At 58.3% G+C, this 20,792-nt stretch carries 16 protein-coding genes and 1 pseudogene; 10 read left to right on the forward strand and 7 right to left on the reverse strand.

Features of this window, described 5'->3' with window-relative positions; genetic code table 11:
• Positions 1–9 precede the first annotated feature (9 nt).
• The 7 genes from MMW58_RS16425 to sapB all read left to right on the forward strand — a co-directional run bounded on the left by MMW58_RS16425 (position 10) and on the right by sapB (position 7,237).
• The gene (locus tag MMW58_RS16425) at positions 10–915 is read left to right on the forward strand and encodes an SDR family oxidoreductase (protein ID WP_241721647.1); all 906 of its coding nucleotides are present in this window, start codon (positions 10–12) and stop codon (positions 913–915) included.
• 176 nt (positions 916–1,091) lie between these two features.
• Positions 1,092–1,379, forward strand: a complete 288-nt coding sequence (locus tag MMW58_RS16430) for a hypothetical protein (protein ID WP_132510743.1) — start codon at positions 1,092–1,094, stop codon at positions 1,377–1,379.
• Between the two features lie 151 nt (positions 1,380–1,530).
• Positions 1,531–1,728 (forward strand): hypothetical protein, encoded by a 198-nt coding sequence (locus tag MMW58_RS16435; RefSeq protein ID WP_041145211.1) that lies wholly within the window; start codon positions 1,531–1,533, stop codon positions 1,726–1,728.
• A 153-nt stretch (positions 1,729–1,881) separates the two neighbouring features.
• Positions 1,882–2,196, forward strand: a complete 315-nt coding sequence (locus MMW58_RS16440; protein WP_041145210.1) for a PTS sugar transporter subunit IIB — start codon at positions 1,882–1,884, stop codon at positions 2,194–2,196.
• Between the two features lie 362 nt (positions 2,197–2,558).
• Positions 2,559–4,052, forward strand: a complete 1,494-nt coding sequence (locus tag MMW58_RS16445; RefSeq protein ID WP_241721648.1) for an EAL domain-containing protein — start codon at positions 2,559–2,561, stop codon at positions 4,050–4,052.
• 549 nt (positions 4,053–4,601) lie between these two features.
• A complete protein-coding gene (gene sapA, locus MMW58_RS16450) occupies positions 4,602–6,275 on the forward strand; it encodes an ABC transporter substrate-binding protein SapA (protein ID WP_241721649.1) in 1,674 nt (557 codons plus the stop codon).
• A complete protein-coding gene (gene sapB / locus MMW58_RS16455; RefSeq protein ID WP_041145208.1) occupies positions 6,272–7,237 on the forward strand; it encodes a putrescine export ABC transporter permease SapB in 966 nt (321 codons plus the stop codon). Before sapA ends, sapB begins: the two co-directional genes overlap by 4 nt.
• Before the next feature lie 73 nt (positions 7,238–7,310).
• On the opposite strand, the gene MMW58_RS16460 is transcribed toward sapB, so the two are convergent.
• Together MMW58_RS16460 and MMW58_RS30335 are read right to left on the reverse strand one after the other, a co-directional pair.
• On the reverse strand, positions 7,311–12,035 hold the full coding sequence (locus tag MMW58_RS16460) for a flavodoxin domain-containing protein (protein WP_241721650.1): 4,725 nt from the start codon (positions 12,033–12,035) through the stop codon (positions 7,311–7,313).
• A 336-nt stretch (positions 12,036–12,371) separates the two neighbouring features.
• Positions 12,372–12,647, reverse strand: a pseudogene (locus MMW58_RS30335) (Arm DNA-binding domain-containing protein); the annotation flags it as partial.
• Positions 12,648–12,786: 139 nt separating this feature from the next.
• Between MMW58_RS30335 and sapC the strand changes: the two are divergent.
• The 3 genes from sapC to sapF are packed head-to-tail and all read left to right on the forward strand — an operon-like array spanning position 12,787 to position 15,480.
• Complete coding sequence (gene sapC, locus MMW58_RS16465; RefSeq protein WP_045855078.1) at positions 12,787–13,677, forward strand: putrescine export ABC transporter permease SapC; 891 nt, start codon at positions 12,787–12,789, stop codon at positions 13,675–13,677.
• A complete protein-coding gene (sapD, locus tag MMW58_RS16470; protein ID WP_041145206.1) occupies positions 13,677–14,669 on the forward strand; it encodes a putrescine export ABC transporter ATP-binding protein SapD in 993 nt (330 codons plus the stop codon). Before sapC ends, sapD begins: the two co-directional genes overlap by 1 nt.
• Before the next feature lies 1 nt (position 14,670).
• On the forward strand, positions 14,671–15,480 hold the full coding sequence (sapF, locus tag MMW58_RS16475) for a peptide ABC transporter ATP-binding protein SapF (protein ID WP_045855076.1): 810 nt from the start codon (positions 14,671–14,673) through the stop codon (positions 15,478–15,480).
• Between the two features lie 71 nt (positions 15,481–15,551).
• On the opposite strand, the gene MMW58_RS16480 is transcribed toward sapF, so the two are convergent.
• The 5 genes from MMW58_RS16480 to MMW58_RS16500 form a co-directional block, all read right to left on the reverse strand.
• A complete protein-coding gene (locus tag MMW58_RS16480; RefSeq protein ID WP_166646142.1) occupies positions 15,552–16,928 on the reverse strand; it encodes a purine-cytosine permease family protein in 1,377 nt (458 codons plus the stop codon).
• Positions 16,929–17,035: 107 nt separating this feature from the next.
• Positions 17,036–18,538, reverse strand: coding sequence for an HAL/PAL/TAL family ammonia-lyase (locus tag MMW58_RS16485; RefSeq protein WP_133597836.1), 1,503 nt, complete (start codon positions 18,536–18,538; stop codon positions 17,036–17,038).
• Positions 18,535–19,329 (reverse strand): ABC transporter ATP-binding protein, encoded by a 795-nt coding sequence (locus tag MMW58_RS16490; RefSeq protein ID WP_041145203.1) that lies wholly within the window; start codon positions 19,327–19,329, stop codon positions 18,535–18,537. The genes MMW58_RS16485 and MMW58_RS16490 overlap by 4 nt, the downstream gene beginning before the upstream one ends.
• Before the next feature lies 1 nt (position 19,330).
• Positions 19,331–20,062, reverse strand: coding sequence for an ABC transporter permease (locus MMW58_RS16495; protein ID WP_133597834.1), 732 nt, complete (start codon positions 20,060–20,062; stop codon positions 19,331–19,333).
• A 9-nt stretch (positions 20,063–20,071) separates the two neighbouring features.
• Positions 20,072–20,791: an ABC transporter permease gene (locus MMW58_RS16500; protein WP_133597831.1), complete on the reverse strand. Its 720-nt coding sequence runs from the start codon at positions 20,789–20,791 to the stop codon at positions 20,072–20,074.
• Position 20,792 lies beyond the last annotated feature (1 nt).

Below are 20,792 nucleotides of genomic sequence, written 5' to 3' on the forward strand. Positions count from 1 at the left end.
AGGTAGATCATGCGAATTTTTCTCACCGGCGCGACCGGTTTTATCGGCTCGCGTATTCTCAAGGAACTGCAGGCCGCCGGACATCAGGTCATCGGCCTAGCGCGCTCTGACGCCAGCGCCGCTGCCCTGAAGGCCGCCGGCGCTGAGGTGCAGCCCGGCACGCTGGACAATCCCGAAACGCTGCTGGCGGCAGTGAGCGCCGCCGATGCGGTGATCCACACCGCCTTCGATCATGATTTCAGCCGCTTTGTCGCCAACTGCGAAAAAGACCGTCGGGTCATTCTCGCCATCGGTAACGCGCTGGCGGGCCGGCGTTGCCCCCTGATTATCACTTCAGGCACCGCCATGGGCGACGCCGACGACGGAGAGCCGGCGAGTGAGTTAAACTTCAATCCCGCCCACCCAAACCCGCGCGTGGCCTCAGAACTCGCCGGCAACCAGCTGCTGGAAGCCGGCGTGGACGTGCGGGTGGTGCGCCTGCCGCAGGTCCATGACACCGTCCGCCAGGGGCTGCTGACGTACTATATTCAGCAGGCCGCCGAAAAAGGGGTCGCAGCGATCGTCGGCGAGGGCAATAACTGCTGGTCAGCCGGGCATATTGACGATGTGGCCCGGCTGTATCTGCGGGTGCTGGAACGAGGTGAGAAAGGTCGGCGCTATCATGCCGTTGACGAGGAAGCGGTGCCCTCAAGGCTGATTGCCAACGTGGTGGCTGAAAAGCTGGGCATTCCGCTTAAATCGTTAAGCGCCGAACAATCTGCTGCGCATTTCGGCTGGTTTGCCGCCTTTGCCAATATGGATTTACGCGCTACTTCCGCCCTGACCCGCCAGCAGCTCGGCTGGCAGCCACAGGGCCCAACGCTGCTCGACGATTTGCAGAATATGGACTACCGAAGCGTGACAACGTCACGATAAGCGCAGGCGAGCTGCCGTCGCCTTCCCGCTTTACCGCGCTCCGCGGCCCCTCCCGGCCGCCGGAGCGCGTTCGCTCCCGGAGGGCTAAGCGGCGCGGTTAAAGATTTGTAACTGGTAAGATGTGCTAATGTGAATTATCATCTGCGCTATCATCTTTCAATGGACTGAAAACGCACATGATTCCGGTTAATATTCATACTCTTAGTCGCTATGCGGCGCATGTCAGCTTGACCCATACGATGAAAAGCCATCGCTCGCCGGCGCTCTCGGTGATGATGATTTTTTCGGATCTGTGTATTCGCTCAACCCGCGACGCCTATCACCTGCAGGGCTGGGAAATTACCGAGAAAAGAAGCGGACTGGTGCTGCGCACCTTTGTCGCCGTTCATCACGACGGCGCCGAGTTAGAAATCACCCCTAAAGACTATATCGGACGCTATAATCGGCTGCTGCCGCTGGACTGACCCCGCCCTTTTAACCGCCCTCTGACCTTGCGCCTGCCGGCGATAATCGCCTAAAAAAAAGACAAATAAAAAAGGCGATTGTCGTATGTTTGTAAGCTTAAGGGTGTATAACAGGGCTCGGACGCCACCAAAGCTAAGACGAGGTGCAGTTGTGGGAATCATTAAAGCCAGCAGTTTAGAACAAGCAGAAGCGCTCCTGAAGTCCGGTGAACCCATTAAGATCGAGCTTGATTTTGAGCTCGACTCTGATGCGTTTTTTAACTTTGCTATGGAATATTGCACAAACGGAACCAAACTCACCCGCAACGACGATCGTTTCGTGGTTTCACGTAAGAAAGTCGCTTCCTGAATGAGCCAACCTGCGCCATTTTTAGCCTCCGTGCGGCGCAATCTGCGGGATCCAGAAAAGTGAGTAAGCGTTAGCCAAAAAATTGATGGCTAACGCATTTTCACCGCCAACAGCGTAATAAGGTAAACACGGGACTTCATAGAGGGTTAAACCGTGAAAAAGTTACTGATATGTTGCTTGTTTGGTGAAACCGCCGGTATTTTAGCGAAAAGAATGCAAAAAATAGCCGATGCGCAGGATCTGGATCTGTTAATTAGCGCCGTGGGTATTGAGAACTACCCGAGCGTGGCCCCCGCGTATGACTGCGTTCTGGTCGCGCCTCACATTCAATATAAAATAAATGAATTCACCCACGCGCTGAACCATCATCAGGAGATTGCCGTTATCGAGAGCTTACCTTATGCATCTTTCGATGGCGAAAAGGTGCTGAAGTTTGCCATCGCCCATATGCCACAATCACTTTTCTAATATTGCCGTAGCCTTATGTACGCGACGCCGTGCGGATTGGCAGTGGATATGCGATCCGCACCGATTTAGTCCCCCATCACGCTTTGTGCGTTCGGCATAACCTCGCGCCTTCCCTGCTCGCCAACCTGTCTGGCACAGGACCTCGTTCGTCACCTGGCCTATACAACCCGATACCCGCCGCATGCCCCTGATAAAAAGGGAGGTACCTTTCGCCGCTATTGGCAATTATACTCATAGCGCCTGCCGCATATTTCAGGGAACCTGGCACAACATCGCACGGTGAAAAAATGAGCATAAAAGAAAAAAAGATCGCCATTATGTGCACTGTCTCTTGTTTATTTATTGGCTATCTTTGCGCAAAAATGGCGCTTTATACTTTCGACAAAAATAAAACCGAACAATATTCTAAAAACATATTAACCAGAACTATTTTAGTCATAAAACAAATCGATGAAGTTTATGCTGACGCGGATCGAATATCGCCAAACCGGCCCTGCTCAGCAGATTATCTAAGCAGCATCCGGGCGCTTTTATGGTCTAAATCGCTGCTGAAAGATATTGCCTATATCGACGGCAAAAGCATGCGCTGTTCGGCGCTGTGGGGAACCTTCTCGCCGGCAGAAAATATTACCAACGCGCCTGCCGATATTATCTATCGCGGCGGAACGTGGTATCTCGATAAAGCGATAAATCAGGAGTTCAAAGCCAGCATTTATGCCAAAGGCAAACTCGCCATCACCGTTTCTCCGTTCATCTTCAATCGCTTCACCTCTGACCCGGAAAACAAAAGCGTCAGCGCCATCGTGGGTAACTACGATCGCAGCCAGCATATCTTTTTTATCGGCAACGAGACCGCAGCGGTGTATGACACCGAGCACGGCGGCGAGCATTATAAAAAATACGCCTTATCCAGAGCCTGCAGCAGGGAGTACGACCTTTGCGTGGTTTCCGGCATGTCCCTGCACGGTATTAAAGATATACCCTGGGCAATAAAGGCCGCCGCGCTCATACTCTCGACGCTGATTGGCGTCCTGCTCTCGATCAGCATCAACCTCTACATCCGTAAAAAAAGCTCGATCCTCACCCGGCTCCAGTACGCGCTACGTAACGATCGGTTCAGCATCGTCTATCAGCCGATCGTCTCGCTGGAGTGCGGAGAAACGGTGGGCGTTGAAGCGCTAATACGCTGGAAAGATAATGAGCTGGGCGTTATTCCCCCGGACGTGTTTATTCCCCTGGCGGAGAAGCGCGGGGTGATTAACCAAATCAGCAGCTACGTTGTCAAAAAATCAATTAATGAGCTGCATGACGTTATAAATAACCACAAAATATACCTGAGTATTAACGTCAGTTCCTCCGATCTGTTCTCTAAAACCTTTAAAGACCATCTCGATACCGTCAGCAACAAGTTTAATATTCCGCCGCAGCTGATCGCCCTCGAGTTAACCGAGAGGCAGACGGCAAACCTTGCCAGCCTCGGAGAGAAAATTGCCCGCTTCCGCGCTGCAGGCTATCAGATTGCGCTTGACGACTTTGGCACCGGTTATTCCAACCTCGACTGGTTATCAAAACTGGCGGTGGATAAAATAAAAGTCGATCGCACCATTACGGAGTCAATTGGTACGGACTCAATTAATTCCGCCCTGCTCAATAACATCATCACGCTGCTTAGCAATATGCACAATCAGGTTATCTTTGAGGGCGTAGAAAAAGAGCATCAGAAACGCTTTCTTGAACAGCGAATACCGCAGGCCAACGTTCAGGGATGGTATTACGCCAAGCCCATGAGCGCCGGCGAGCTGAAGAAATATCTCTTAGCTGCCAGCAATCCGGCAGCCAAGGATCCGCCGCCATAACGTCCCGCCGGCGGCCGGTCATCAAAGCCCTAAGTCGTTGCTAACTGGAGAAGTTAGCCAGAAAAAGATACCATGTCTCACCTGACAAGGCTGCGCCCGGCGCACCCAAACTCAAGCGCCTTATATTTTGCGGCATTTGCCGCTGGCGCAACCAGGGCGGATGACCCGCCGTGCCGTGCATGAAAATTTAAAGAATCTGAATGTGTCCAAAAATACGCCAGCCCTCTGCCTTTTGACCCGTAGCTGGCCCGTAACAGAGCGAAAGATGAATCCGGTCGCCTTATCTGGCCTGGCGCACGTCGGCCTGCCGGGCGCTTTGCTGCTGATGCTGAACCCTTTTTTATCGTCGTCCTGCCCCGGAATGAGAATGCCTGGGTGGTTTACGGGATATACTCAAGGTGAAACCCGGCGCGGTCAGGATCGGGCCAGAGCGTTGAGCGGTTCACCGCCAGGCACCGCGGCTAACGACGTCTCAGGACGATAAAGGGGATGAGAAATGTCATTGACTATTAATAAGACAGAGCGCTGCTCTGGAATCATAAAACCACTATGCGCCTGAAACTATGCTCTCTACTGGCAGCCGTATCGATGCTGTGCGGGCAGGCCGTTGCCGCCCCCACGCTGCCCGCTCACGCCGATATTCGCGATAGCGGCTTTGTCTACTGCGTTAGCGGCCAGGTTAATACCTTTAACCCGCAGAAAGTCAGCAGCGGCCTGATTGTCGATACCCTGGCCGCTCAGCTCTACGATCGTCTGCTCGACGTTGACCCTTATACCTACCGTCTGGTGCCCGAGCTAGCCGAAAGCTGGGAGGTGCTGGACAACGGCGCCACCTACCGCTTCCATCTGCGCAGCCACGTGCCTTTCCAGACGACGTCGTGGTTTAAGCCCGGCCGCGCCTTTAATGCCGACGACGTTATTTTCACCTTCAGCCGTATTTTTAATCGCGACCATCCGTGGCACAACGTTAACGGCAGCAGCTTCCCCTATTTCGACAGCCTGCAGTTCGCCGACAGCGTGGAGAGCTTACGCAAGCTCGATAACCAGACCGTCGAATTCCGCCTGAAGCGCCCGGACGCCTCGTTCCTCTGGCACCTGGCGACCCACTACGCATCCGTTATGTCCGCAGAGTATGCCGACCAGCTAACCAAAAGCGATCGTCAGGAGCAGCTCGACCGCCAGCCGGTGGGCACCGGCCCGTTCCAGCTGGAAGAGTATCGCTCGGGCCAGTACGTTCGCCTGCAGCGTCACCCCGGCTACTGGCGCGGCAAACCGCTGATGCCGCAGGTGGTGGTCGATCTGGGCTCCGGCGGCACCGGGCGCCTGTCGAAGCTGCTGACCGGCGAGTGCGACGTGCTGGCCTGGCCCGCAGCCAGCCAGCTGACTATCCTGCGCGACGACCCGCGCCTGCGCCTGACCCTGCGTCCGGGGATGAATATCGCCTGGCTGGCGTTCAATACCGCCAAGCCGCCGCTGGATAATCCGCAGGTTCGCCACGCCCTGGCGCTGGCAATCAATAACCAGCGTCTGATGCAATCTATCTATTACGGCACCGCGGAAACCGCCGCATCGATGCTGCCCCGCGCCTCCTGGGCCTACGATAACGAAGCGAAGATAACCGAGTACAACCCGACCGCCGCCCGCGCCCAGCTCAAAGCGCTGGGGCTGGAAAACCTCACGCTTCGGCTGTGGGTGCCCACCAGCTCGCAGGCCTGGAACCCCAGCCCGCTGAAAACCGCCGAGCTGATTCAGGCCGATATGGCGCAGATCGGCGTGAAGGTGATTATTGTGCCGGTTGAGGGCCGTTTTCAGGAGGCGAGGCTGATGGATATGAACCACGACCTGACCCTTTCCGGCTGGGCAACGGACAGTAACGACCCGGACAGCTTTTTCCGCCCGCTGCTGAGCTGCGCGGCCATTGCCTCGCAGACCAACTTCGCCCACTGGTGCAACCGCGAGTTCGACGAGGTGCTGCAAAAGGCGTTAACCTCCCAGCAGCTGGCTTCGCGCATTGAGGCCTATAAGGAGGCGCAGCATATTCTCGCCCGCGAGCTGCCGGTGCTGCCGCTCGCCTCATCGCTGCGTTTACAGGCCTACCGCTATGATATGAAAGGTTTGATCCTGAGCCCGTTTGGTAACGCCTCCTTTGCCGGCGTTTCGCGGGAGAAAAAAGACGATGTGCAAAAAGACGACGTCAAAAAAGATGAGGTGAAAAAACCATGATCATTTTTACCCTGCGGCGCCTGCTGTTACTGCTGGTCACGCTCTTTTTTCTGACCTTCGTCGGCTTCAGCCTGAGCTACTTTACGCCGCACGCTCCGCTACAGGGCGCGTCGCTGTGGAACGCCTGGCAGTTCTGGTTCACCGGGCTGCTGCACTGGGATTTCGGGGTCTCCAGCATCAACGGACAGCTGATTTCACAGCAGCTGAAAGAGGTCTTCCCGGCCACCATGGAGCTGTGCATTCTCGCCTTTGGCTTTGCGCTGCTGGTGGGGATCCCCGTCGGTATGCTGGCCGGCATTATGCGTAACAAGTGGCCCGACACCCTGATTAGCGCCCTGGCGCTGCTCGGCTTTTCGATTCCCGTTTTCTGGCTGGCGCTGCTGCTGACGCTGTTCTTCTCCCTGACGCTGGGCTGGTTCCCGGTCTCCGGGCGTTTCGATCTGCTCTACGAGGTCAAAACGGTGACCGGGTTTGCGCTGATCGACGCCTGGCTGTCCGATTCGCCGTGGCGTCATGAAATGATCGTCAGCGCCGCACGCCATATGGTGCTGCCGGTTCTGACCCTGGCCGTGGCGCCAACCACCGAAGTGATTCGCCTGATGCGCATCAGCACCAGCGAAGTGTACGACACTAACTACGTGAAGGCCGCCGCCACCCGCGGGGTTTCGCGGCGAACGATTCTACACCGTCACGTGCTGCATAACGCCCTGCCGCCGGTTATTCCGCGCCTGGGGCTGCAGTTTGCCACCATGCTGACGCTGGCGATGATCACCGAAATGGTCTTCAGCTGGCCGGGGCTGGGCCGCTGGCTGATCAACGCTATCCGTCAGCAGGATTACGCCGCCATTTCGGCGGGCGTAATGGTCATCGGCGCGCTGGTCATTACCGTGAACGTGCTATCTGATATTCTGGGAGCTATGGCTAACCCGCTGAAACATAAAGAATGGTATGCCTTACGATAGCGATGATAAATAAAACCAATTCTTCGCTCCGGCAGTCCATTATTTGATAGCGGCTGCCGGAGCTCGTCTTTATTTAATAGACATCCCGGACGTAGCGCTTCTCCTTTGACATCTGGACCACATAATCACTTGCCGCATCGGCGCTCAGACCGCCATGCTCCTGAACGACTTCCCTGAGAACGGTATCCACATCTTTGGCCATCCGGCTGGCATCACCGCAGACATAGAAGTGCGCCCCCTCCTGTAGCCAGGACCAGAGCTGCGCGCCCTGTTCACGGAGACGATCCTGAACATAAATTTTTTTCTCCTGATCCCGGGAAAAGGCCAGGCTGAGCTGGCTGAGAAAGCCCTCCTCGCGCATTGCCAGCAGCTCATCGCGATAATAGAAATCGGTTTCGGCATGCTGCTCACCGAAGAACAGCCAGTTGCGGCCGCTGTCTCCCCGCGCGCGGCGCTCGTGCAGAAAGCCGCGAAACGGCGCAACTCCGGTTCCAGGCCCAACCATTATCATGGGAGTATCCTTGCCTGACGGAGGGTGAAAATGCGCTGACTTCTGGACGAAAATCGGTATTTCGACGTCTGCCGCTCGATCGGCCAAAAACGTCGAGCAGACCCCTCCCCGGCACCTGCCTTTATAGTCGTAGCGGACGGTTGAAACGGTCAAATGAACTTCATTGGTCTGCACCTTTGGGCTGGAAGAGATCGAATACAGCCTGGGCTGTAATCGTCGGAGCGTCGTCATCCATTCCTGAGCCGTAGCCTGAACGGGAAACGCTTGCACAAGATCGACAATCTGTTTCCCCCACAGCCATTGTTTAAGGTCCGGCGCGCGTTCAGGTTTAAGCAGCTCCGCCAGCTCCTGGCTGCCTGAGCGATCCCGGATAAACCCCAGGATATCGGGCGTCAGCTTTGCTATTTCATGGTGGTGCAACATCGCCTCCATCACCGACATCTCCCCCAGGTCCTTTACTGCAACGGTCGCTGATGCGGAAATATTCATCGCGGTGAGCATCTCCTCCACCAGACCAGGGCAATTCGTTGGCCATACGCCCAGGGCATCCCCGGCCTCATAGCTCAGGCCCGATTCCTTGAGATCGAAAACAAACTGGCGCGTCTCTTTAGCGGATCCGGTCGTATTGAGCTCCCGATTTTGCAAAAGGCGAGCGCGTAGAGGATTCAACCTGCCGTACGGGGATTGAACGACCTGCTGTACGGGCCGGTCGCTTAATATGCCGTTATCGTTGCCTGACGTTGCCAGCACGCCGCCGGCTGGCAGGGGCCGCGGGGCCTGGGAAAATGACCTTAGCGCGTCCCGCACCGTCATCGTCCAGCCGGATGCGCGAACCTGATAATCAGGTTCGCAATCGACGCGGGCCGTAAGCCGCGGCGCGCCTAACGCCTCCAGCCTTTCATCGAGCCTACGCCCGAAGCCACAGAACTGGTCATAGCTTGAATCGCCAAAAGCAAGCACGGCGTACGGGTTGGACTTCAGCCGGGATGCCGCATCGGATGCCAGCGCCTGCCAGAACGAGATGGCGTTGTCCGGCGGATCGCCATCGCCAAAGGTGCTGGTTAACAGAAGAAGGGGGGAATTCGCCGGGATCTGCTCCAGCCCGCAGGCGTCCATGCTGTGCAGCTTCACCTCCCAGCCATCGCTTTCAAACTGAGTTACGCACTCGCTGGCGTAGCCTTCAGCATTGCCCGTCTGTGAGGCCCACAGTATCGTGAGCTTTCTGGTGGATTCTGCGGCCGGCGCGGCCAGCGCCTGGTCTACTGCGGCAAGCCAGGCGTTGGCCGCCTGCTGGTAATCAGGTTCGCAGTCGACCCTTGCGGCGAGGCGTCGTCCCCCCAGTTCTGCCATGCGGGAATCAAGTTTGCGGCCAAAGCCGCAGAACTGGTCGTAGCTTGAATCGCCGAAGGCCAGAACAGAGTAAGAGATGTCTTTAAACCTGCCGGCGTTACAGCCTCCCAGCGCCTGCCAGAACGCCGCGCCGCTATCGGGCGGGTCTCCGTCACCGAACGTACTGGTTACGAATAACAGATATCCCCGCGGCGGGAGATCGTCTACTCGACAAGCATCCATGCAGGTCAGCCTGACCAAACGCCCCTCTCCCTTGAGACGTTCAGCGCACTGGGCAGCAAAAGTTTCTGAATTGCCGGTCTGAGAAGCCCACAGCACGGTGATGACGGTAAGATCGGTTTCCGCCGGGGCCGCGGGTAAAAGGGAAGCTGGCGAATGGCCCGCGGCCAGGAGCGGGGTATCCACACCTGCGCCGGGAAGCCAGGTGCGGGAAAATAGCCCGGCCAGAATGCCGTCTATCAGCATGCGTTTGGCGGGAGTAAGCGGCGCCGTCAGCGGTAAGGATGGCACAACGCCCCCCTTTTGCTCCTGTTCGCTACTGCGCAGGCCCGTGAGGAATCCCTGCAGATACAGCTGTTCGTGGGGTTCGAGCACCGGAACCGGAGCGCTGTCAATGTTAAGTAGTCGGGCCAGGGTGTTGATTTGCATAATATGGTGCTCTCTTGCAGAAATGGCGGCAGGATCGGTACCTTCACTCAGCATATCGGCCATGGCCGCAACGGTACCTTGTGGCGTGGCGTCGCCTGCAGGCTGAGAGACGCCCGCATCAGGTTCGGACTCAAGGCGGATGAGCGCAACGGCGCTGTATTTGAATTCAGGCTGCTGTGACAGGGGATCGATGGCATCGCTGGTGACGGCATTAATGGCGAGATTTTCGCCGTAGGCATCATTCCAGTGGAAGGGCGCAAAGCAGTTCCCGGCGCGGACGCGATCTGTCACAACCGCGGGTAATATGGCCCGCCCCCGACGGGAGCGGATCTCAATGCGATCTTTATCCCTGACGCCTAACGCAGCCGCGTCTTCCGGGTGGATTTCAACAAAGGGGCCGGGATTAAGTTTGACCAGCGTGGGGATCTTCCCCGTTTTGGTCATCGTGTGCCACTGATGCTGAAGGCGGCCGGTGTTCAGCACGAACGGAAAGTCCACATCGGGCATCTCCGCCGGGTTACCGTAAGGACGAGGGAAGAATACGCCCCTCCCGCTCGCCGTGGCGAAGGCGATTTTTGGTTGGCTACCGTCCTCCCTGACCTTGAGTTTTTGGCTGATCCCCTCATTGAGGTAGCGAACAGGATGGCGATCTGCTTCATCGTTCGGTGGGCAGGGCCACTGTAAGGGCGTTTCGCGCAGCCGGTCGTAGCTTGCGCCGCGGATGTCATAGCCGGTCCCGGGATTCCAGAATCGTTTAATTTCCTCGAACACCTCTTCGGCGCAGGTATAGCTGAAGGCGTCAGCAAAACCCATTTCACAGGCAACGCGGGCGATAATCAGCCAGTCGGGTAAGGCCTGCCCGGGAGGCGGAACGGCTTTTTGCATCAGCGTGAGGTTACGTTCTGAATTGATCATCACGCCTTCCGCCTCGGCCCAGAGCGCTGCGGGAAGTAAAATGTCGGCATAACGATTCGTTTCGGTGTCCAGAAACGCATCCTGAGTGATAACCAGCTCAGCCTTTTGTAGGCCGGCAATCACATTCTTGCGGTTGGGTACTGTTGCCACGGGATTGGTGCAAATTATCCAGCAGGCCTTGATATCACCGGCCATCATGCGTTCAAACATGGCCACCGTTCCGCCGACCAGGCGGGTGTGCAGGGTTCCATGCGGAATGCCCCAGATCGCCTCGACAAAATGTCGCTCCTCTTCGACCAGTACCGTACGCTGGCCCGGCAGACCGGGGCCCATATACCCCATTTCCCGCCCGCCCATCGCATTCGGCTGGCCCGTCAGCGAAAATGGCCCGCTGCCGGGTTGACAAATGGCGCCGGTAGCGAGGTGTAGGTTACAGATGGCATTGGTGTTCCAGGTACCGTGGGTGCTTTGATTTAGCCCCATTGTCCAGCAGCTCATCCAGGATTTGGCTTCCCCTAAAATCTGTGCCGCACGGCGAATATCGCTCTCGGGAATGCCGGTTACGGCGCTGACTTTATCCGGGGGATAGTCCGCTAAAAACTCAGGCATGGCCTCCCAGCCTTCGGTGTACTGCATGATAAATTCAGGGTCGGTATGACCGGCGGCGTGCAGCAAATGCAGCAGTCCGTTAAGCAGCGCAAGGTCGGTCCCGGGCTTTATCTGCATAAATAAATGAGCTTTATCCGCCGTCGCGGTGCGCCTGGGATCAACCACGATCAGCTTCGCACCGGCTTTGACCCGATCCATCATCCGGAGAAAGAGAATCGGGTGGCAATCGGCCATGTTGGCACCAATGACAAAAAACGCCTCGGCCTGGTCAAAATCCTGATAGGAGCCCGGGGGGCCATCTGCACCCAGAGAGAGTTTGTAGCCGCTGCCTGCGCTGGCCATGCAGAGCCGGGAGTTCGACTCAATCTGGTTGGTTCCGATATAGCCCTTGCACAGCTTGTTGGCCAGGTACTGCGCTTCCAGCGACATCTGCCCTGAAACATAAAGGGAAATGGCATCAGGGCCCTCTTTATTCAGGATTTCCCTGAGGCGCCCGGCGGTCTCTTTTATGGCGGCATCCATCGCCGTTTGGATCGGATCGTCCTTGCGGTCGTGCCTCAGGAATGCGGACTCCATTCGCCCGGAATCGCGGAGAGCCTGGGCGCTGGTGGAGCCTTTTGTGCATAAGCGGCCAAAGTTCGTAGGATGCGTTTTGCTGCCTGACACCTTGATGACCTTTTCCCCCTGAACCTCGAGGGCCATGCCACAGCCCACTCCGCAGTAGGGGCAAACGGTTTTCACTGCTATAGCGGGCTCGGTGTTCATGCCAGTCGCTCCTGAATGGTTGTGATCTTGTCGGGCAGAAAGACCTTTGACGGTCATTGCTCAAACGATAAAAAAAAGCGCCCATTCCTCCCTGAACACCGGTATCAATCGATGTGGGGAAGTATGGGCGCCGTTGTCCAGCCTGAATCACCCCCTTCGTTGGGAGTGATTCAGGTTTTTATTGCGATCGTGAAGGGTATAAAGCAAGAACGGTGCCATCGTTATATTTCTACGTACATAGCAACGATATTGGCAGCCAGGCAGAGAGGCTTGCACCAAAGAGCGGCAACGGAATGGATATCTGTCCTGATTTAGTGCGGTTGCGCGAGACCGCTATCGTGGTGCAAACCCTCCGCTCAGCCCTACCCTGAACGCCGCCCTGTGCTCCGGGGCATGAAATAATGATACGGTCGGATTATCGCCAGTCGGCGGCTGAGCGGCTTTCCCGTTCCCTCTGTCGCGGTAAAAGAATGTTATACTGCCGGATATAGACAGCCTGACATTCAGACCCTGAGCCTCTGAAACGACCTCGATTTTGTCTTTTTTGCCAGGGGCAGTTCTTAATTTTGCGTCGGTGAGCAATGGGGACACTCCGGGAGAAGAGATACGCAGCTGCGTACGCTTTTTGCACAGCGTGATAACCGTCAAATAAGTGCGCAAGATTAACGCATTAACTGTCGGCAAGGCATTGATACTAGCGGAAACTTAAAAAAGACATACAGCATGACTAACAAGATTAAAACGGATTCATATGCCTTACGATAGCGTGTACCTGGAGAAGCGCCCCCCCGGAGCGCTGCGCACCGTGTGGCGCAAATTCTACGGCGACACCAGCGCCATGATCGGCCTGTACGGCTGCGCCGGGCTGATTCTGCTGTGCGTTTTTGGCGGCTGGTTTGCCCCTTACGGCATCGATCAGCAGTTCCTCGGCTATCAGCTGCTGCCGCCCTCATGGTCGCGCTACGGCGAGGTGTCGTTCTTCCTCGGTACCGACGATCTCGGCCGCGACGTCCTGAGCCGTCTGCTGAGCGGCGCGGCGCCCACCGTCGGCGGCGCGTTCGTCGTCACCTTCGGCGCCTCGCTGTTTGGCCTGGTGCTCGGCGTGATTGCCGGTTCGACCCACGGCCTGCTGTCGGCGATGTTGAACCACGTCCTCGATACCCTGCTGTCGATTCCGTCGCTGCTGCTGGCGATTATCGTCGTCGCCTTTGCCGGACCGCATCTGAGCCACGCCATGTTCGCCGTCTGGCTGGCGCTGCTGCCGCGCATCGTGCGTTCGGTCTATAGCATGGTGCACGACGAGCTGGAAAAAGAGTACGTTATTGCCGCCCGGCTCGACGGCGCCTCAACGCTGAATATTCTCTGGTTCGCGGTCCTGCCCAATATCACTTCCGGACTGGTGACCGAGATTACCCGCGCGCTGTCGATGGCGATCCTCGATATTGCCGCTCTGGGCTTCCTCGACCTCGGCGCGCAGCTTCCCTCTCCGGAGTGGGGGGCGATGCTCGGCGACGCGCTGGAGCTGATTTACGTGGCTCCGTGGACGGTGATGCTGCCGGGCGCCGCCATTATGATTAGCGTCCTGCTGGTTAACCTGCTGGGCGACGGCATCCGCCGCGCAATTATCGCCGGGGTGGAATAATGCCGCTGCTCGATATTCGCAATTTAACCATTGAATTCAAAACCAACGAAGGCTGGGTCAAAGCCGTCGATCGCGTCAGCCTGACCCTCAACGAGGGCGAAATTCGCGGGCTGGTCGGGGAATCAGGTTCCGGTAAAAGCCTGATTGCCAAAGCGATATGCGGCGTAACTAAGGACAACTGGCGGGTCACCGCCGACCGCATGCGCTTCGACGATATTGACCTGCTGCGCCTCTCCAGCCGCGAACGCCGCAAGCTGATTGGCCACAACGTGTCGATGATCTTCCAGGAGCCGCAGTCCTGTCTCGACCCTTCCGAACGGATCGGCCAGCAGCTGATGCAGAACATTCCCGGCTGGACCTTTAAGGGCCGCTGGTGGCAGCGTCTCGGCTGGCGTAAACGTCGGGCGATAGAGCTCCTGCACCGCGTGGGTATCAAGGATCATAAAGACGCAATGCGCAGCTTCCCCTACGAGTTAACCGACGGGGAGTGTCAGAAGGTGATGATCGCCATCGCCCTTGCCAACCAGCCGCGCCTGCTGATCGCCGATGAGCCGACTAACGCAATGGAACCCACCACCCAGGCGCAAATTATCCGCCTGCTGACGCGGCTGAATCAGAACAACAGCACCACTATTTTGCTGATCAGCCACGACCTGCAGATGCTGAGCAAATGGGCGAACAGAATCAACGTCATGTACTGCGGGCAAACCGTGGAATCAGCGCCGAGCGAAGAGCTGGTCACCACGCCCCATCACCCCTACACCCAGGCGTTAATCCGCGCGATCCCCGATTTTGGCAGCGCGCTGCCGCACAAAAGTCGCCTGAATACCATGCCGGGGGCCATTCCGCTGCTGGAGCAGCTGCCGATCGGCTGCCGCCTCGGGCCGCGCTGCCCTTACGCCCAGCGCAAATGCATCGAAGCCCCGCGGCTGACCGGCGCGCGGGCGCATCTGTACGCCTGTCATTTCCCGCTGAACATGGAGAAAGAGTGAAATGGTCGAAACGTTGCTCGAAGTCCGCAATCTGAGTAAGACCTTTCGCTATCGTACCGGCTGGTTTCGTCGTCAGACGGTGGAAGCGGTCAAGCCGCTGAGCTTTACGCTGCGCGAGCGCCAGACGCTGGCGATCATCGGCGAGAACGGCTCGGGGAAATCCACGCTGGCGAAAATGCTGGCCGGCATGATTGAACCCAGCGCCGGCGAACTGTTGATTGACGACCGCCCGCTGGCATTCGGCGACTACTCTTTCCGCAGCCAGCGTATCCGCATGATTTTCCAGGATCCGTCAACCTCGCTGAACCCGCGTCAGCGCATTTCGCAGATCCTCGACTTTCCGCTGCGTCTGAACACCGAGCTTGAGCCGGAGGCGCGGCAGAAGCAGATTATTGAGACGCTGCGGATGGTCGGCCTGCTGCCGGACCACGTCAGCTACTACCCGCATATGCTGGCGCCGGGGCAAAAGCAGCGTCTGGGCCTTGCGCGCGCGCTGATCCTGCGGCCTAAGGTCATTGTCTGCGATGAGGCGCTGGCGTCGCTGGATATGTCGATGCGTTCACAGCTGATCAACCTGATGCTGGAGCTGCAGGAGAAACAGGGTATTTCATATATCTACGTTACCCAGCATTTAGGCATGATGAAGCATATTAGCGATCAGGTTCTGGTAATGCATCAGGGGGAAGTGGTGGAGCGCGGCAGCACCGCTGACGTGCTGGCTTCGCCGCTGCATGACCTGACCAAGCGGCTGATCGCCGGCCACTTTGGCGAAGCGCTAACCGCCGACGCGTGGCGCAAAGACGGTAAATAGTCCCTCAATCACCCGGGTAAGGTCGGCGCCTTACCCGGGCCTGTTGCTTAGCGGTGCCCGCAGGCGCGTTCTCAGCCCGGAAGTATGGTTTGCGCCGGCAGCACCCGCCGGTCAAAGCGACGCAGCGAGTAGTACAGCAGCCCGGTGGCGAACCAGCCGATAATCCACGACACGTCGTTATCGGCAAATATCCACGTCAACGAGCCGTGGAACAGCGGGTTCTCGATAAACGGCAGTTGGATCAGCACCCCCACCACGTAGATGATAATGGCGTAAATATTCCAGTAGCCGTAGCGTTTTTTCGGGTCAGACAGCGCGGGAATATCCACGGCGCCGGCAGAGATAAGATAGTAGTCGGTGAGGCTAATGGCGCTCCACGGAACGAAGAACGCCAGCAGGAACAGCAGGAAATGGGTGAAGTTCTTCAGAAACGCCGGCTCGCTCAGCAGCGCGATAATGCACGATATTGACACCATCAGAACCACGAAGATAAGACGCGATCGCTGCGATAGCGACGTCTGGCTGCGAAAGCCGGAAACGATGGTGCTCAGCGACATAAAGCTGCCGTAGGCATTGAGCGTCGTGAAGGTGATTTTGCCGAAGCAGATCGCAAAGTAGATAACCATCGCCATCACCTGGCTTTTACCTAATCCCACGATAAAGCTCACCTCATGCCCGGGGAAAGCGCTGCCGGCAATGGCCGCCGTCAGCACGCCCAGGGTCATTGACGCCTGGGTGCCAAGCACCGTACCGCTAAAGACGCAGAAAAAGGTTTTCGCACCCGATACGTTGCTCGGCAAATAGCGCGAGTAGTCGGAAACGTACGGGCAGAAGGCTATCTGCCACGACGAGGAGAGCGACACGGCCAGCAGGAACATCGGCAGGGAGAAATGGCTATTCTGCGCGATGGTCGACAGGTCTGCGGAGAGCAGCAGCGTAATAAACAGATAGGCAAACGCCAGCACGCCGACGATGCTCGCCACTTTGCCCAGCTTATGGATCACCCGATAGCCCAGCACGGCAATGACGATGATAATCGCGCTGAACAGCAGCATGCCGGTGACGTTGGAGACCGACAGCAGCCTTGCCATCGCCTGCCCGGCAAGGACGGTGCCGCTGGCGGAAAAGCCAACGTACATAATGCAGACCAGCACCAGCGGAACCACCGCGCCAAAAACGCCAAACTGCGCGCGGCTGATGATCATCTGCGGCAGCCCCAGGCGCGGGCCCTGCAGGGCGTGCAGCGACATCACCGCGGCCCCAAGGACCTGCCCCAGCAGCAGGCCAATCAGCGACCATACCACGTCGCCGCCCAGCACCACGGCCAGCGCGCCGGTGACGATAGCGGTAATCTGCAGGTTGCCGCCAAACCACAGCGTAAACTGGCTGAAAGGATGTCCATGTCTCTCGCTTTCGGGGATAAAATCGATCGAGCGCGTTTCCCGTATGCGCTGTTCACTGCCTTTTGACTGTCCATCTGTTGACGAAAAAGAAGACATAGTTTCCTCGCTGTAAACGATTTTCTTGTTGCGTTGTGTTTTTCGCCGCCGACCCGCTATGCCAGCCAGTTCGCCGGCTGTTTTTTAATCGTCGCGACCGCTTTAGCGATTTCCGGGGCAAGCCAGCGATCGTCTTCCCACGTCGCCACGCTTTGCCGCAGCAGCGCCAGGCCGTGGCGGGTACCCCGCGCCAGCATGTCGACAGGATGGAACTCCAGCGCCTGGGCGGCGAGCAAATACTCAATCGCCAGAATTTGATACAGGTTGCTCAGCAGACGCTGGAGCTTCAGCGCCGAGCCGGTCCCGAGGCTCAGGTGATCCTCCTGCAGACCCGAGGTGACAAAGTTATCGAGCACCGCGGGCTGCGCCAGCTGCCTGTTTTCCGCACACAGCGAGGCCGCGACGTACTGCGCAATCATCATCCCTGAATTCACCCCCGGCTTTGCCACCAGAAACGCCGGCAGGCCGCTGACGAGCGGATTAACCAGCCGATCCAGACGCCGCTCGGCAATGGCGCCGAGCTCGGCCATCGCAATCGCCAGTAAATCGCAGGCCATTGCCACCGATTCACCGTGCGGATGCGCCTGAGAGACCACCCGCCAGCCGTCGAGAGTGCCGAGAATCAGCGGGTTGTCGGTGCAGGCGTTAAGCTCAACGTCGACCTGCCCCATCGCGTGCGCGAACTGATCGCGACAGGCGCCGTGGACCTGAGGCATAGAGCGCAGGCTCAGAGCATCCTGGGTGCGCACTCCCCGGCTGGCCGCCAGCAGCGGGCTGTCCGCCAGCATCTGCCGTAAGCGAAGGCCGCAGTGCTGCATTCCCGGGCTGGCCTTCAGCGCGAGGATCTCGGCGTCAAAGGCCACCGCCTGCCCGCACAGGGCTTCAAAACTCATGGCACCGGTCACATCGGCCCAGTCCAGCAGCCGGGCGGCATCATCCAGCGCCAGGCAGGCCATGCCGGTCATACAGGGTGTACCGTTGACCAGGCTTAGCCCCTCTTTTGCTCCCGGCGCAATGGGCTCGAGCCCGGCCTGCGCCAGAGCCTGAGCGGCGGGAACGACCTGCCCCTGCCAGCTCACGTCGCCGATCCCCATCAGCGCCAGGCCGATATGCGCCATATGGGTCAGGTAGCCCACCGACCCTTGCGACGGGACCTGCGGTGTAATCTGCAGATTCAGAAAGGCGAGCAGCTGCTCAACAATGGCGCAGGAAATCCCCGACTTCCCGTGGCTGTAGTTGGCTATCGCCGCGCACATAATGGCGCGCGCGTGCGTTTCATCCAGCAGCGGGCCAACGCCGCAGGCGTGGCTGAGCAGGGTATTGCGCGATAGCTGCCCGAGCTGCTCTTCGGGCAGCGTGATGTTGCACAGCGCCCCCAGGCCGGTATTAATGCCGTAGGCTATCTGTCCGGAGTCAATAATGTGCTGAACAATCGTCCGGCCCTGGGCAATGCGCTGCCAGGCGCCGTCGCTCAGCGCCAGCACGGCTTTTTCTCGCGCTACCCGCACGACGTCCTGCCAGCATAACGGGGCGTCTCCCCACAGCACGCGTTCGCTCATACTGGCTGCCCCGGCTGGTGGTGGCTGGAAATAAACTGCTGAAAACGCGGCGATGCGTGTGAACCAAAGAGCGCGTCCGGCGGACCGTCGCAGTCGATCGTCCCCTGATGCATAAACACCACGCGGTTAGAGACGTGGCGGGCAAATCCTAGCTCATGGGTCACCACCAGCATGGTGCGCCCCTCTTCTGCCAGGCTGCGCATCACTTTCAACACCTCACCGACCAGCTCCGGGTCCAGCGCCGAGGTCGGCTCATCGAAGAGCATCACCTCCGGATCCATTGCCAGCGCGCGGGCGATGGCCACCCGCTGCTGCTGCCCGCCGGAGAGCTGAGCCGGGTAGAAGTCCTTGCGGTTCAGCATGCCAACGCGATCGAGCAGCTGCTCCGCCTGCTCAATACACTCCTGCTTACTGCGTTTTAAAACGTAGTGCGGGCCTTCGATAACGTTTTGCAGGACCGTCATATGCGACCACAGGTTAAAGCTTTGAAAAACCATCCCCAGACGCGAGCGAAGGCGCTCAATCTGCTTCGGGTTGGCCGCCAGGCGGTGGCCGCGGGCATGATGCTTCATCTCGATGGTTTCACCGCCGACGCTGACCACGCCCGCATCCGGCGTTTCCAGCAGGTTAATGCAGCGTAGAAGCGTGCTTTTTCCAGAACCGCTGGCGCCAAGGATCGAAATCACATCGCCTTTTTGCGCCTGGATAGAAATCCCCTTTAACACCTCGAGCGAGCCAAAGGATTTGTGGATATCGCTGACTGACAGCGTCACGGGACGGGAATCGTGCATACTATTCTCCTTTAGCGGCGGTTTTGAGTGAAACGGTGGCAGGGTTTTGCCGGGTGTGCGGCGTCAGGCGACGCTCCAGCAGGGCATAAAGCTGCACGATAATAAAGTTAAGCAGCAGGTAGATCGCCGCGGCGCAGAGGAAGACCTCCATCGTCCGGTAGGTTCGTTGGATAATCTGCTGCGCCACGCCGGTGACGTCCCATACCGTGACCAGGCTGGCCAGCGCCGTCGATTTCACCAGCAGGATCGCTTCGGTGGAGTAGGCCGGCAGCGCGTAGCGCAGCATCACCGGGGCGACAATCCTGCGCAGCAGCAGGAAGCGCGACATTCCGCAGGCCTGGCCGGCCTCAATCTGACCGATGGGAACCGCCAACAGCGCCCCGCGCAGGATTTCGGCCGTATAGGCCGCGGTGCACAGCGCCAGCGCCAGCACCGCGCAGATGAACGGCTCGCGCAGCAGCGGCCATAAAAAGCTGTGGCGGATGACGCCAAACTGCCCCAGCCCGTAGTAGATCAGAAACAGCTGAATCAGCAGCGGAGAGCCGCGAAAGACCAGGATGTAGCCTTTCGCAAAGCCGCTCAGCAGCGGCCAGCGGCTCATCCGCAGCGCCAGCACGCCCAGCGCCAGTACCCCGCCGCAGACAAACGAGCAGATAAACAGCCCCAGCGTTACCGGCAGCGCGGCGCAGAGTTTTAAAAACGTGTCGCTGAGGAAGGCGAAGTCGATAAACATAGATTCTCCTTAGGCCTGAGCCGCCGCGCGGCGGGACCAGGCCCGATTGAGACGAATTTCCGCCCGAATAAATGCCCGGTTAGAGAGTAACGTCAGGAGCAGGTAGCAACCGCCGCCAATCAGGTAGAACAGGAAGTATTCCCGGGTAGATCCGGCGGCTATCTGGCTGGCGCGCATCAGCTCGGCGATCCCGGTGACCGAAACCAGCGCCGAGTCCTTCAGGCTCATTTGCCAGACGTTGGACAGCCCCGGCAGCGAGTAGCGCACGATTTGCGGCAGCATAATCCGCTGGAAAATGCGCCAGCGCGGCATGCCGATGGCCAGCGCCGCCTCGACCTCGCCCGGCGTCAGCGCCAGACGCGCCGCGCGATAAACTTCGGCCTGGTAGGAGGCGGAGATGAGGCCGATAGCCAGCGAACCTATCAGGAACGGCGGGATTTCAATAAAACCATCGGCGCCAAACAGCTGCCCGACCCACGACACCAGCCCCGACCCGCCAAAATAGAACAGGTAGATAACCAGCAGTTCGGGGATGCCGCGAAACACCACCGAATAGGCCGAGCCAAACCAGCGGGCCGGCGCCCGGGGCGACAGCTTTGCGGCGGCAATGATGCCCCCCACTACCGCCCCCACCGCAAGCGCGGCGAGGGACAAAAGAAGCGTTGTCAGGGTTGCGCTAAGGATGACCGTCCCCCAGCCGTTCTCATCAAAACTCAGCAGACTTACCATC

Origin of the sequence: Klebsiella sp. HC6, assembly GCF_022605325.1 — a bacterium.
Lineage (GTDB): Bacteria > Pseudomonadota > Gammaproteobacteria > Enterobacterales > Enterobacteriaceae > Klebsiella > Klebsiella terrigena.